Source organism: Pedobacter sp. GQ55 (assembly GCF_059758925.1).
On sequence record NZ_JCAXEI010000011.1, the window covers coordinates 138261 to 153032 of the forward strand.

Sequence of the window (14772 nt, forward strand, 5' to 3'; positions counted from 1 at the left end):
AATACGGCCCTTAACATTTAAGATTGTAATGAAACTAACCAGGCGAAAATTTATAAGGGCAGGTCTCCTGACTACATTCGGAGCCATCGTGGCAGATATGTTTTGGATCGAAAAGTTTTTTATTGAAACTAATGAATTTTACATTGGTAAGGCAACTAAAGAAACATCCAATATCAAGGTTGTTCAAATCTCAGATTTACACCTTCAATCTGTAAATTATCAGTTAAAGCATCTGGCAAATGAGCTTAACAAATTACAACCTGAACTGGTCTTAATTACCGGTGATGCAATAGATAAATCCGAAAACACTCCTCTACTCAATGCGTTTTTAAAACTAATTGACAAGCAAATAAAAAAGGTTGCCATTTTAGGTAATTGGGAATATTGGGGTAATATTGATTTGGATGAATTAAATAGAATTTATGCAGACAATAATTGCACCCTGCTAATTAATCAAACAATACAGTATTCATTCAAGAATAAGTCCATTTCAATAACGGGCATAGATGACTTTATTGGAGGCAAGGCCGAGTATGATACTGCAATAAAAGACTATAAAAAAAGCGACTATCATATTGTTCTGAATCATTGCCCTCAGTACAGCGATTATATCTCAACTCAAACAGATGTAGATACGAATATTGATTTTATCCTTTCCGGACATACACATGGAGGTCAGATAAATTTATTTGGCTACGCTCCATTTTTGCCACCCGGAAGCGGAAAATATGTTAAAGGATGGTATAATGATAATACCCCTAAAATGTATGTTTCCAAAGGTATTGGAACAAGTATTTTACCAGCAAGATTCGGAGCGAGGGCTGAAATGGCTATTTTTAATTTAATATAGACTCATTTAATCCCAAAATAGTTTCAGTAAAAGCAACTACCTCGGATCCTACTAAGCTAAGCTATTTTCTCATTCCTGAATCATCATTTGCTTTGGATCGGTACTAAAGTCAGACGTAAATTCATTTTGTATAGGTCGACGTTGAATTTCCTTAAACTCATTTCTGGCTTTACTTGCCGTCTTATGATCACCTGTATGGCTCCATCCCGGTGGCATAAAAATGTATAGGAATTTATTTTTAATGCCTGGTGCCCTGTAAACATCTTTTATCAAACAGGCAAACTCTCCAAAATAACTATCCAGAAAACTATTAGGTTTCATCTCTCTGGTGATACCATATTCGATTGGAAGATTCTTCTCCTCAGGCTGATAAGTACCAAAAACACGATCCCAGATATTCAGTAGGTTACAAAAATTTGTATCCATATACAGTGGATTTTTAGCATGATGTACCCTATGGTGCGAAGGGGTTAGAATGTACTTATACAAAAAGCCCAATTTCCCATCCTTCATCAGTTGTTCGCCTATATGTATAAAACCACCGTAAAACCCATCAATAAACATAATTACGAACAGCATCGGCGGATTAACGCCTAATAAAATGCATACTGTAGTTCTGATCACATCCGCATAAGGCCCTTCCAGAAAAAAGTGTGCATAGGATACAGAAAGATTCATTGCCTGTGGTGCGTGATGAGTAGAATGCAGACACCAAAACAAACGAACTTTATGGCCAAGATAATGATAAATAAAATGCCCAAATTCCCAGACTATATAGCCATAAATAAACCAATACCAGGTAAAACTAGTTTTAAAGATGGCATACTTCTCAAAAAGCCCTATACAAAATACAATTGCAGCTATAGAAATAAATCGGCCCACAAAAGCATTAAAAACGTATGAGAAGAAAGATATCTTATAATCAATGGCTTTGAACTTCCTTAATATTAATGCAGTTAATATCTCAATTACTAAAACTATTGGAAAAAGAGGACCAATAATAGAGGTAAATCCGTCATAAGTTAAAAAAGAGCTATAATCGCCAGAGTTAACGATCTTGATAAAATTTCCGATACCAAAGAAACCGATAACCCAATCATAAATTGCTTGAAAAAAATCCGTCATAATACTTTTCGATATTTGGTTTAAGACTATTTATATTGTACATACATATATACAGATTTTTTCTTAAAACCTTCACATAAAAATATAAAAAAACTGTCAAAACTCAAAAAACCGAATGAATCAAATGGATCATTACATTTTTATAACCTTATTATGTATATACATTAAAAACTCATAACGACAATCCCGTGCAATTAGTGGCTATCATGCCCAGAACACTGCCATAAAAGAAAGAATTTAATACAGAAATAGCGACTCTTAACTGAGACCCTCAATATTGTTGATCTGCTTGCCAATGTCTTGTACTACCTGTTCATCAAGCAGCAGATCAGCATGTCCGGATGTTTCATCGTACTCGTAAATGGGGTAGCCACCAAAATCCAGATCATCCGCCGAAACAGCCTCCCAGTTTCCTGAATTACCCATAAATATTTCCCCTACCAGTCCGCCATGACAAACCACCTTATAACTGCCTGCTTCCTGGGGGTGTATGTTTAAATCAACCTTTTCCCCATGGCTGGTGATGATAATATTAAACGGGTCCATAATTTGCTATCCTCTAATGTAACTTATAAACCATTAACGGGCTAAATAGTTTTCACTTCAGGATTTTTTTCTATGCCGCAACACTGACCATTCAATACCTTGCAGTAACAACTTTCTGTAATTGGGATTTCCGAAGGCTTCCGGTCCATGTCCTAATTGGATAAACAATACATCTGTCTGCCCATAGGTATTAATCCATGCGATGTAATGAGAACTCCCGGCGTGAGTAGTACTAAGGAGAGGTCTGATGTTGGGTTGAGTACCAAAATGTCCATATACTTCATCGTAGATCTCGAAATCTTTAAGTCCCTTGGTAACAGGATGCTTATGGTCTTCAATTTTCACCGGGATAATAACATCATGCTGGTAGCTTGATTTTATGCTATCCCCTTTTACAAGTGTTGCCTGCTCATAATACTTACCTCCAATGATCTTCTCAAACTCATCCCAATCCTGGTAAGACACCAAAGAATGATGCAAAAATATCATTGCTTTTCCCTTCTTCAACAATTGTATATAAGCCTGTTTCTGCACTGGAGTAATCGAATTGTACATATCGTAAAAAACGAGGGCATCGTACTTATCAACAGCTGGCGAGGCGATCAGCTCATTGGCTGCAGGTTGTTCCAGCTTATCATAACTAACGCTACCTAAGGAATCAAACATATGATAAAACGGTTCCTGCTTAAAACCATGTCCTCCGGTAATGACCAGGGCGTGTATCTTCTTCTGCGCAAAACAAGCTGTACTAATGATACATAGCAAGATCGCCGTTCTTATTGATTTCATAATTTTTACATTATTGTAAGCTCCAGTTGTTCACCTCTTTTTGTATCAAACGTAAATGTTTTACCCGCTAGCACCTCTGCCTTCTGCCCGTTCCTGGTTAACTGCACCTTTTTTCCAGACCACGGGTTATCTATCGTGCACGGTCTGCCTGCTTCGCTTAGTAGTTTAACATATTCAATTTTGCTATTTTTCAAATGGCTGCTAACTAAGAAAGCACCATAAGCCCGTAATTGCTCAAAACTTGCATCCTTGGCCTTGTTCCAGTTTGGAAATATTCTGATCACCTGCTCATAGCTCTGCATCATCATTTCATTTATGGTCAGCGGCACTGCGGCGAGAGTTTCTGTTCCTCCACCATCAGCGGTAATCCACAGGTTTGGAAGCGACTGCTGCGTTATCCGGTCTTTCAGCTGTTTAATGATTTCATCAGAATCATATCCAACCCTTACCGCAGCAGGAAAGCAGGTTTCAATTCCATTGCCAAGGGTGTTCGCCCATTCGCCGGGAGCTTGCATTCTTTCCTTCCAGCGACCTACATCGCTAAGCAGGATCTGGTTAAAAGCAGAGTCTGTTTTAGGTCCGCATACTCCACCAGGCAGTATCAGCCCATGGATAGAAACCCTTGCCAAACCCGTAATACGGCTATGCCTGATCGAAGGGCTCTTTTCAACTTCTTTTAAACTCAGCTTACCATTTACTTCACCCACAGTAAAATCACTTAAATGTTTTACAATGTGCTGCCATTTGCCCACCCTTTCGGTGTCAACTTTTAAAAAGCTACTCACATCGATTATTCCCTTAAATAACATTTTCACCAGACCAATGGAAAGCGTCGAATTAAAATCGCCCAATTGATCGCGCCATTTCCCTTTATTTTTAAGGTTGGGCATCACCTCGCCATAGTGATCCATATAAATCACATAGCGTCCATTTTCAAACTTCAAGTAATCTTCCCAAAAATTAGCACACTCCAGCATATAAGGATAGATTTTTCGGGCATAGGCGGTATCATAAGTGCTGTAAAAACGCATCAGCATATTCCCTACGCTAAAAACTGCATTGATCTTTTGGCCTAAAAACTTATATCCTCCATCAATGGTATTCTCCCTTGTCGCATATCTTTTTTCCATTTCATCCGGAGTAAGTGGCCAGCGGGTAGTAGCCAATCCTTTAGGGCCTATTCCTACGGGATAATAAATCCCTTTCATGTGGAGTAATTCTTGGGCATGTTGTTTTCCCTTCTCCATATAATCCAATAAGGGCTGATCAAAATTAGCAGTCTGATCAATGTAATTGGACGAATAAGCGGCCCAATAAGGAGCCTGGTAGTTATAATTTAAATGGTAATCACCTCCCCACGATGATGAATCCCGGGTTATAAATGGTCCCCAGATACCAGGAGCGAATTTATTACCTCTCGATGTAGATCCAAACAGATATTGAGAGGCATAATAATACTTCTCAATTAAGGAGTCGCCAATTTGAACATTTGAGTGGCTCCAAAAATCTTTCCACCAGCCCTCATGTTCTTTTTTTATGGTTGCAATTGAACTTTGTGTTGTCGATTGTGCCTCTTGGATGGTCTTTTCCTTCCAATCATCTTTATCATGATTGGTATACATCTTAACCGATAGGGTGAGTTTCTGATTGGGTTTCAGGTTAAGCGTCCCATCTTCCTCAACTTTTCCGCCCAGTACCTTTAGCGCCATAGCAACATGCGAAGGCCATTCCAATAATGGGGTATTTTCGAAAGAACGGGCTACCCAAATCACATCTCCATCAATACCTTTTGTGTTTACAGATGTATTTCCTACAGTGGCTTTTAAGTCAAAGTTCATTGTACAGGCCTTATTTGCTGTAAATTCTGCAATTACCGTGTTCGTTGTAGCCGATACCCAGGAATTAAGTATGAGCGTAAGACTACCTTTTGTAAACTTACCCGCTATTAAGGCCCTGTCCTGTATTTGTTCTGCATAATAATTAGCGCCCTTAAGGGCGCTAATATGAACTTCTAACCATCCTGGCAAAGCAATACCTCCTCCGGGATAAACCGGATATGCCCGCCAGAAATCATTTTTGCCTAAGTAGAACAGCAATTTATCAGGGCTACCGCCAAGGGTAAGCCCAATATCTCCATTTCCTGCCAACGGACCATCTGGGGTTTTTGACGTTGGCACCTTTTTAGGCGCAGTTGTGAAAACAGCTTTATACCGTCCTGCATATATTTCCTGTGCCTTACTTTTTTGAGCAAAACTGGACAGGATCAGAAATATGGCCCACAGATTACGCACTACCTAAAAATTGGGATTCTGTGTCCACACGCCTTTCATAATATCCATTTGACCCAATGGGATTGGAAAAAGGTAAGACTTAAACTTTCTCTTTGTTCCCTTGGCATCATAAGCCACCAGAGGGATAACCTGATCTGCTATTTTCCATCTGATCAGGTCATTGTATCGTAAACCCTCAAAAGCCAGCTCTACTCTTCGCTCATTTCTAATGATTTCACGGGTCAACACAAGCTTTTCCGGCATATTAACTCCAGGTCTGGCCCTTACATCATTCAATGCTTTTAAAGCACGTGGATCAGCACCTTGTCCATTTTCGAACATGGCCTCAGCATACATCAGCAACAGATCGGCATAGCGAATTTTAACCATATGCTGATCACTCAATGTAGCACCAGATGCATTATTTATGGCAGGATTTACCCATTTTTTAAAGGCCATAGTAGTATAAGGAATTTGTCCTTCAGCAGTACTTCCCGCTTGTTTAAAACCTCCCGGATTGTACGCCCACGAATCCCCGGCTTCAAAAATGGTCATCTTTCTGCGTGGATCATTTGGTTCATAAGCATCCTTCAGTTCTACAGTAGGAAATACGGACATACGCCCGCCAATAACCTGATCCAAAGAGTGATAATCATCTGGGGCTTTAAATTGTACAGAGAACATGATCTCTTTGTTATTGATTTGATTCCCAAAAAATATACCTGCGTAATTATCAGAAAGTCGAAATGGATTGCCAGCATCACCAATTAATGTCCAGGCTGCATCGGCTGCCTCACTATATCGTTGATTATTTAACAGCACCCTGGTTTTAAGGGCTATTGCAGAACCTTTCACCGCACGGCCATCACTAAATGCGGTAGCTGGCAAGTAAGAAATGGCCAAATCAAGATCTTTGAGGATCTGGGCAACTACTTCTGCCTTAGCAGATCTCGGCGTTTTCATAAAATCACCATCTAATGTTGCTGGTTTCAAAATAAGTGGCAAATCTCCATAAAGCTGGGTAAGATCATTATAGTAAAAAGCCCTTAGAAACAAGGCCTCCCCTTTCATCTTGTTACGGACATCATCCGCAATTACAGTAACACGGTCTATATTGTCCAGAAAATAATTACAATAAGCAATTCCCTGAAAACCAAAAGTAAAGGATTTACTCACAATACCGGTTGTAGCAGAATTATGCTCTCCCCTCATTACAATATCAAATGCTTCATAATTAGAGGTGTTGGAAGCATTGTCAGACAGTGCTTCCCAGTAAAGGGAATTACCGCTTTGCCCTGCTCCATTGGAAATAATTGGTTCTTTAAGCTTATAATAGCAAGCTATAAGTGCCTTATTGGCCTCTCCTTCTGTTTTCCAAAAATTTTCAGAATTGGGATTAGAAAGCGGTTCTGTATCTAAAGTCTTCTTACATGAAAACACCATTGTGCTCAACATCATCAGAAGCATTGTTTTTTTATATATAGTTTTCATAACATCAACGATTATAGTGTTACTTTCACACCGAATGAATAAATTTTAGCCTGAGGGTATATTGCTGCACGGCCACTGGCCGCTGCCCGTTCAGGATCGCTTCCTTTAAAAAAGTCGCTAAATGTTAGCAGGTTGTCTCCAGACACATATAATCTTAGTGCCTGAATTTTAGCCCTGTTAATCAACTTAGCCGGGAAGCTGTAACCCAGCTGAAAATTCTTCAGCCTCAAATAAGAAGCATCCTGCAACCACCAGTCCGAAACCTGGGTATTAGGCGTATAATTTTCGTTAAAAATATGAGGGATGGTATTTGATGTACCTTCTCCATCCCAGGCATTTCTCCAGAACGTAGGTGGCGGGCCCGCTTGTCTGAATGGCGCAATCCCCCATTCTTTAACATAGATCTTACGGCCCTGAACTCCCTGGAAGAAGAAACTCAGATCAAAGTTTTTATAATCGGCGTTAAAGCTTAATCCGTAATTAAATTTAGGAAAAGCACCACCAACCACCATTCGGTCATCTGTAGTAATCTTCCCATCAGGAACACCATTTGGCCCACTTACATCTTTGTATTTCATGTCGCCTGGTTTAGGTTTAACAAGTGGAGTGGGTCCATTGTCAATTTCAGCCTGATTTTGATAGATACCATCAAACACGTACATAAAATACGAATTATAAGGTAGTCCTTCCTGATTGATCGTTCCATTGCCACCATTAATCTCACGCGCACCATATTTCACTACCTTATTTTTGTAACTTTCAAAGTTTCCCTGCACTTTGTAATGAAAGTCGTTGATCTTGTTTTCATATCCTAGCGAGACTTCGAAACCAGTGTTATTCATTTCGCCAAGATTTACTGTTGGACCGGCAACGCCTATAAAATCAGGAACCTGAAGCGGCCTCAAAATATCCGTTGTGTTTTTAGAATACCAGTCTACACTTCCAAATAATGATGATTTAAACAAACTGAAATCAAGACCTATATCGGTTACCGTAGTTGTTTCCCAGGTAATATTTCTATTAATCAGGTCGGTTCGGGTGACGCCTTGCTGTAAAGAACCTCCTATATTGTATAAAACAGGGTTTAGCACATCTTGATACGGATAAGGCATTGATTCTCCTCCCAGGTTACGGTTAACATTTTGGTTCCCAACTTGTCCCCATGATACCCGGGCTTTAAGGTTATCTACCCAATCAATAGATTTCATGAAGTCTTCCTGCGAAATTCTCCATCCGGCAGAAGCAGATGGAAAAAATCCCCATTTGTTTCCTTTCGGAAAACGTGAAGAACCATCGTAACGGAAGTTTCCTTCCAACAAATATTTCTCTTTATAGTTGTAATTAATCCTTCCAAATAGCGACTGCAGTGCCCATTGATATGCATAACCATCGGCCAGTTGCCCTCCCGGAGAATAAGACCCAAGTTCGATCAAATCATCAGAAGGGGCATTTCTTTTAAAGCCTTGTAAGCGGTCATAGCGAAAAGTTTCCTGGCTTCCACCCAATAACGCAGAGAAGTTATGTACTTCATTAAAAGTTTTGGTATAATTTAATGTCCCGAATACGGTATACTGCACATCCTTTTCATTACGAACAGTCAGGTTATTTTCGCCTACCGTTCCGTTCCATTGCGTATTGTAAAGGTATTCTCCGCTTGCATCAGGCAGGAACATATACCCTGGTATACCAACAACATGTACCTTACTTTGCCTGTCATTATATTTTACTGCACCTTTAATCTCTCCTTTTAATCCAGGAAGAATATCTACATCAAGAAATGCAGATGCCAATGTATAATAGTTCTTTATATACCGTCCTCCATTTTCTGCTGTAGCCACCGGATTCTTGTTTCCACCTTCCTGGATAAAGGCTTTAGCAGCATATCTTCCACTTCCATCCGGGAGCTTTGGCGTAAATGTAGGGTGAGCTGCTAAAGCACTTAAAATCTGATCTTCCGTCGAATTTCCATCAAAATTATTATTCAGTGCAGTCTCATTCCGGTCCCCTTTAGAAAAAGCGATGTTGGTTCCAAAAGTAACTTTATTGTTCAGACTTGTTTTAAAGTTAAACTGGGCATCATATCTTTTATAACCGGTTGCAATAAGGATACCATCCTGATCAAGATAGCCAGCCCCAAAGTTATATGTTGTTCCTTCTTTACCCCCATTAACACTCACATAATGCTGTTGCATTGGAGCTGTACGGAAAATCGCATCCATCCAGTCGTAACTTGGGTATTGTGCAGGATTTGTAATGGCACCCTGGCGGTATTGCTCAATCTGGTCGCGTATAGATTTGGTTGGCACTGGTACCGGTATGTGCAATTGCTTTATTAAGCAATTCCATAAACTCAACAGAGTTGGTAATCCTATCATAGATAGAAGTAGCACGCTGACTGCCATAATTATAGCTATAGTCAACATTTAATCTTCCTGCTTTACCAGATTTGGTAGTTACCAAAACTACCCCATTTGCCGCTCTGGAGCCATAAATTGCTGCCGAGGCAGCATCCTTTAATACAGAGATACTTTCTATCTGATTTGGGTTTACATTATTTAAATTCCCCTCTACACCATCTATCAGGATAAGCGGGTCGTTCCCTGCACCACTAAAAGTACCCTGACCACGAATTTGTATAGTTGCACTCTCTGCTCCCGGTTGGCCAGAATTCTGGGTTACCTGTACACCCGGCATCCTGCCTTGTAATAATGAGGTAGTGTTTGGCGCCTGTCTGGTGGTTAACTCCGTACCCGAAACATTGCTTACCGCTCCAGTAAGGTTCACTTTCTTTTGTGTACCATAACCTACCACCACGATCTCAGAGAGCGCACTGCTTTCTTCTTTTAACACCACATTAATAGAGGTTCGGTTATTTACAGGAATTTCCTGTTGTGCAAAGCCAATAAAGCTAAACACAAGTGTTCCCGTTCCATCAGGTAAGGTCAGCCCATAATTACCATCACTATCTGTCATGGTGCCCGTATTGCTTCCTTTAAGTTTTATATTAACACCAGGCAATGGCCCACCTTTTTCGTCGGTAACCTTTCCTTTAAGTTCTAATTTTTGAAGAGAAGTACTTTTGGATGATATAACATTGGCCACATTATCTTTAATGATCACCGTTTTGTCCTTAAACATATAAGTAAAGGGTTGCCCATCAAAACAGCGTTTTAATACTTCTTCAAGCGTTTCATTGTTAACCGAAATATCTACTCTTTTCGCCTTCTTTATATCTTCCAGATTGTAAAAGAAATCGTATCCACTTTGTTTACGGATTTCTTTAAACAACTGCTGAAGACTCGCATTCTTTTTTGAAAAGGTGATACGTTGGGCCTTACTTGCCTGGGCAATCTGCAAAAAGAGGGTGACTAGTAAAATTGTAGTAATCTTAACTCTCATAATTAGTTTACTATGATCTGTCTCTTTAAATCTGCGCAAAGCAGAATTCATAATTAGCAGAATTTTAGGTACAAAGCTCCGCGGCTTACATACAGATTGTTTGTAAAAGTTCATACATTTGTTTAGTTGGGGTTTAACGAAAAAATAACTATTGGAGGGTAATCCCAGCCATTTTTGACCGGGAGTGGTTCGAAGCACTTCCGGTTTTTTTGGCTCAGCCTGGTTGTTACAGAATAATACTGGTTCCGGGCTTTATTACCTCAAATTAGGGTATAAGTTGTGTGGTCATTCTTCTTCTCATGCTGTTTATTTTTTTGGTTAGTTATAAATATTTGCTTGTTTATTTTTTATTACGCAGTACAGTAATCCGGTTGCCATCAATCTCAAAATGTATTTTGCCGGTCGACTCCATGATCCTTAATACTGATGATATATTTTTTGAACGGGAAATCAAGCCACCAAATTTCACATCCTCAAACTCGCCTTTATAGATCACTTCTACATCGTACCATCTGGCTACTTTTCTCATAATACTTTTCAGATCATCACCATCGAATACAAAATCTCCGTCTTTCCAGGCTAGAGTACTTTCAGTATTCACTTCTTTTACATTTATCTTCTGATCACCCAATTCGCTCTGCTCACCTGGTTTTAACAATACGTTGTTATCTGGCGCATTAACATTAGATTTTGAGCGGATTACGCGAACACTACCTTCTAAAAGGGTAGTCTTTATTGGGCCTTCGTCTTTATAGCTGTTGATATTAAAATGCGTTCCCAGAACCTCTACTTCCTGTCCTTCGCTTTTAACAATAAATGGAATTTTACCAGGCAATTTAGCTACTTCAAAATAGCCCTCTCCTGTTAATTCTACAACTCTTGTACTTCCACTAAATTTAGTTGGATAACGCAATAATGAAGCGGCATTTAACCAAACTCCGGTACCATCAGGCAGATTAATCTGATACTTTCCTCCATTGGGGGTTTCTATAGTATTGAATAACTGAGCTCCATTTTTGTCCTTGTTATCGGAATCTGCTACTGAGTAAACCAGCTGACCATCTGCCGTTTTATTAATTACCAGGCCCTGTTGTTTAACTAGCTCACCATTGGCGGCATCGGTTAACGAAATCCTTTTACCATCAGCAAGTGTTAAAAATGCTTTATTGCCTCCCGGAGGGATATCTTGTTTTTTTGAGACCCTGGCGATTGAAGATCGTTTCCCCAGCTTATTTAAATAAACAATTCCAATGAAACCGATGATACTAATTATAGCTGCCCAACTGGCGGCTTTACGTAAGAGCACACTTATTTTAACAGGTTGAGATTCCTTATCCCTCTGGGCCGACAATGCCGCCCATACCTGGTCTTTAGTATTGCTAATAATTCCATGCGAAGGAGTCTCCTTTCCAGAATATAACTCCAGATACCAGCTTTCAACAATTGCTTTTTCTTCTTCAGAGCAACTGCCGGCCTTGTATTTTTCTAACAGTTCTCCGGGATCCCTATGCATACAATATATTTGGTATTTATACTTTATGCTATTATGACAGGAAAGGTGGGGGGTATGGGGTACTTATTTTTTAAAAAAATAAAAAAAAGATAAGGGAACAACATCATACTATTGCACTGGTCGTCCTCTGGAATGTAAAGAAATGTCTCGGCCACGGACTAACTGCGAAGCTTTGCATAACCAAGAGGTTCTCCTATCGTCGAAATGACGGCAGCTTTGAACAGTCTGGCATTGGTATTCAAACGCTATATGAAGTACAAAATCAAACTATAAAAAGCGATAACAAACAAATCAAACTTGGGTCTAAGTATCCGTAAAGCCTTTTTCACATGCATGCGCACGGTCTGTTCAGATATCTGAAGCCTAACAGCAATCTGTTTATAAGAAAGGTAATCTCTCCTGCTCAATTCAAACACTTCTCTCATTTTAGATGGTAAGGCCGAAATTTCCCGTTCAATCATCTTTCTCATTTCAATCTCTCTTATTCTATGATCTGCAAAGTAAGTATCGCGATCTATAAAGCTACGCAGTGAACTGATGTATTTATTTTCTACCTCATTATGTGAAATACGGTTTATAATACGATTCCTGATGGACGAGTATAAATAAGAGGACAGACTGTGATCGAATGAAATGGTTTTGCGACGCGTCCATAATATTTCAAATAGTTCCTGAACCACGTCCTTTGCTTCATCCTGGTCCTTCAGAAGCTTACAGGAATGGACAAATAATAAACCATAAAAACGATCAAAGATGGCAGTATACGCTAAATGATCCCCTTTCTTCAAGAGATCAGCCAACTCCTCATCGTTTAATTGGTTATATGATAACATTGGTTAAAGTACAATTGGACTTTACGCCCATACCCGACACAGTTATTGAAACAAGTAATGTATTATATTTGATTAGTATCCAGATCAAATGTAATACATTACTGCTTCCCTGCTTACGCTCATATTGGCATTTTATTCAACTATTTTACCATAAAAATTTGGTTTAATTACTTAAAAGACAAATGCAGCAGGGAAACACCTTGTCTTGGCAGCAGGATTTCTAAATTAGCAGTTCCATTTCTAGTTTTAAGTATCGAAGGTTTTTCGAGCATCGATAGTTGACCCGCTTTTTCAAGTTGCTTGATTTGCACAGCTGTCGGACTTACAGGAGAACCCATTTTTTTCCAGACTTCATACGAATTGCTGTGCTGATCATCAATACGATAATGTTTAAGTTCAATTGTTTTCGAAGGCAATCCATTAAGCTGAATACTAACTTTTTCAGCGCTCCCCTTTTCATCAGCATCGTGATAGTTCCAAACCATAACTGCAGCAGATTTAGTATTTTTTGATGCCAATGCACCAATATCGGTGTGGGCGCCACGAATACCAGAGGCTAAAATACTATCTAAAGCATACATCCTGTTTGCGTCAACCTTCACCAAATTCCCTCCCATCATTCCAAACATCCTGAATACATTCAATACCGGTTTATCAACTCCATTAGTTGCCAGGTCTCTGAAACCATAGAACCATGGTTGGTTTTCAAATTCAAAAGCCCAGGTAACCGCTCCAATCAGGTTAGATTTTAGTAGGTGAGCCAGTTCATATTTACGAGCAAATGATGCAGCAGTATAACTGGAATACATCGTTCCGTTACGATAGGCATTTTGAGGATCTGTAGCCATACCGCAAGCAGCACATCCTTCCGGATCCGACTCTCCAATCACTATTGGAAGATCCTTTAACTGTGGATACGCCGCAATAACCTTTAGATTATCTTTAATGTTTCGAAGCTGACTACGGATTCCCATAACTACCCTTCCATTTTCTAATTTTGGTGATCCTTTGGCATGAAATAAGAGAATATCAAGCGGCGACCCGGTTTTTCCGGTTGCATAATTGGTCTCGAACAAACAGTGTTTTATAAAAGCATCCTGAAATTTCATTGCTCCCCCGGTAATATCAGTCCCCCCTATTTTTGCTGTTGGTAAAGCCCTTTTAACTGCATCGGCAGAATAATCATATAACTTAAAAAATTCTTGCTGTGTTCCTCTCCAATATTGCGAATCTGGTTCGTTCCAAAGTTCCCAGTACCAGCTTTCTACTTCTTCTTTTCCGTAACGCTCAACACTATGCTTTACCCATTGATAAATAAGCTCTGCCCATTTATTATAATCCTTAGGAGGATATGCCCAACCGGTAAAAATATCGCTGTATTTATCACCTGGTTTCCAGTTATGTTTATAAGGAACAGGCTTGCTCGACAGTGCTTCAGGCATAAAGCCAATCTGTGCCAAAGGCTTCATACCTCTTTTTATATAGGTATCAAAAATGCTGTCGATAATAGACCAGTTATAAATCGGATTTCCAGTAGCATCTTCGGTATAGGCATTGGTTGAGCCCCATTTTAAAGCCGCAACACCGTCACCGGTTACCAATAAACTATGCGCCCTAACGAACACCGGTACCGGACTTGTTGCTGCAATTTCGGTTAGCAACTTCTTACCATCCTTCATATAGGTATAATTTGGTTCATCATATCCAAACCAGGCCCACAATGGTTTCATTGGTTCTATTGATGCCGAAAAATCAACAGCAATCTTTACTGGTTCATTTTTGTTCGTTTGAGCGTACACAAGACTGTTTATGCCTAGTGCTACGATAAAGAGTTTAATGCATTTTTTTAATAGCATGTTCATTTGTTTATACGATATTATCCTTTTAAGCAATCAATGACATCGCCCCACAACATAAAAAGAGAAGTGACAAAAAAAAGGTTAACCAGATATTTCT

11 protein-coding genes are annotated in these 14772 nt (G+C 39.5%); 1 reads left to right on the forward strand and 10 read right to left on the reverse strand.

All coding sequences use genetic code 11. The annotated features are described in order from the left end of the window. Positions 1–28: 28 nt before the first annotated feature. Complete coding sequence (locus AC6CH7_RS22620; RefSeq protein WP_498264859.1) at positions 29–850, forward strand: metallophosphoesterase; 822 nt, start codon at positions 29–31, stop codon at positions 848–850. A gap of 69 nt (positions 851–919) precedes the next feature. On the opposite strand, the gene AC6CH7_RS22625 is transcribed toward AC6CH7_RS22620, so the two are convergent. From AC6CH7_RS22625 to AC6CH7_RS22670, 10 genes are all read right to left on the reverse strand, one after another. Continuing rightward, positions 920–1975: a sterol desaturase family protein gene (locus AC6CH7_RS22625; RefSeq protein WP_498264860.1), complete on the reverse strand. Its 1056-nt coding sequence runs from the start codon at positions 1973–1975 to the stop codon at positions 920–922. A gap of 258 nt (positions 1976–2233) precedes the next feature. Further along, the gene (locus AC6CH7_RS22630; RefSeq protein ID WP_498264861.1) at positions 2234–2521 is read right to left on the reverse strand and encodes a hypothetical protein; all 288 of its coding nucleotides are present in this window, start codon (positions 2519–2521) and stop codon (positions 2234–2236) included. Positions 2522–2578: 57 nt separating this feature from the next. Continuing rightward, entirely contained in the window at positions 2579–3310 is a 732-nt protein-coding gene (locus AC6CH7_RS22635) for a ThuA domain-containing protein (RefSeq protein WP_498264862.1), read from the reverse strand. 5 nt (positions 3311–3315) lie between these two features. Beyond that, positions 3316–5601: a glycosyl hydrolase family 95 catalytic domain-containing protein gene (locus AC6CH7_RS22640; protein WP_498264863.1), complete on the reverse strand. Its 2286-nt coding sequence runs from the start codon at positions 5599–5601 to the stop codon at positions 3316–3318. Between the two features lie 3 nt (positions 5602–5604). Next, positions 5605–7071: a RagB/SusD family nutrient uptake outer membrane protein gene (locus AC6CH7_RS22645; protein WP_498264864.1), complete on the reverse strand. Its 1467-nt coding sequence runs from the start codon at positions 7069–7071 to the stop codon at positions 5605–5607. Positions 7072–7082: 11 nt separating this feature from the next. Next, positions 7083–9377, reverse strand: a complete 2295-nt coding sequence (locus AC6CH7_RS22650; RefSeq protein ID WP_498264865.1) for a SusC/RagA family TonB-linked outer membrane protein — start codon at positions 9375–9377, stop codon at positions 7083–7085. After that, on the reverse strand, positions 9346–10470 hold the full coding sequence (locus AC6CH7_RS22655; RefSeq protein WP_498264866.1) for an STN domain-containing protein: 1125 nt from the start codon (positions 10468–10470) through the stop codon (positions 9346–9348). Before AC6CH7_RS22655 ends, AC6CH7_RS22650 begins: the two co-directional genes overlap by 32 nt. 340 nt (positions 10471–10810) lie before the next feature. Next, complete coding sequence (locus AC6CH7_RS22660; RefSeq protein ID WP_498264867.1) at positions 10811–11983, reverse strand: FecR family protein; 1173 nt, start codon at positions 11981–11983, stop codon at positions 10811–10813. A 245-nt stretch (positions 11984–12228) separates the two neighbouring features. Next, a complete protein-coding gene (locus AC6CH7_RS22665; RefSeq protein WP_498264868.1) occupies positions 12229–12816 on the reverse strand; it encodes an RNA polymerase sigma-70 factor in 588 nt (195 codons plus the stop codon). A gap of 167 nt (positions 12817–12983) precedes the next feature. Further along, positions 12984–14672 (reverse strand): GH39 family glycosyl hydrolase, encoded by a 1689-nt coding sequence (locus tag AC6CH7_RS22670; RefSeq protein ID WP_498264869.1) that lies wholly within the window; start codon positions 14670–14672, stop codon positions 12984–12986. Between the last annotated feature and the right edge of the window lie 100 nt (positions 14673–14772).

Bases quoted from the DNA above. Each gene is read 5' to 3' on its own strand.
- AC6CH7_RS22620 (WP_498264859.1), top strand. From the start codon at position 29: ATGAAACTAACCAGGCGAAAATTTATAAGGGCAGGTCTCCTGACTACA.
- AC6CH7_RS22625 (WP_498264860.1), bottom strand. From the start codon at position 1,975: ATGACGGATTTTTTTCAAGCAATTTATGATTGGGTTATCGGTTTCTTT.
- AC6CH7_RS22630 (WP_498264861.1), bottom strand. From the start codon at position 2,521: ATGGACCCGTTTAATATTATCATCACCAGCCATGGGGAAAAGGTTGAT.
- AC6CH7_RS22635 (WP_498264862.1), bottom strand. From the start codon at position 3,310: ATGAAATCAATAAGAACGGCGATCTTGCTATGTATCATTAGTACAGCT.
- AC6CH7_RS22645 (WP_498264864.1), bottom strand. From the start codon at position 7,071: ATGAAAACTATATATAAAAAAACAATGCTTCTGATGATGTTGAGCACA.
- AC6CH7_RS22655 (WP_498264866.1), bottom strand. From the start codon at position 10,470: ATGAGAGTTAAGATTACTACAATTTTACTAGTCACCCTCTTTTTGCAG.
- AC6CH7_RS22660 (WP_498264867.1), bottom strand. From the start codon at position 11,983: ATGCATAGGGATCCCGGAGAACTGTTAGAAAAATACAAGGCCGGCAGT.
- AC6CH7_RS22665 (WP_498264868.1), bottom strand. From the start codon at position 12,816: ATGTTATCATATAACCAATTAAACGATGAGGAGTTGGCTGATCTCTTG.
- AC6CH7_RS22670 (WP_498264869.1), bottom strand. From the start codon at position 14,672: ATGCTATTAAAAAAATGCATTAAACTCTTTATCGTAGCACTAGGCATA.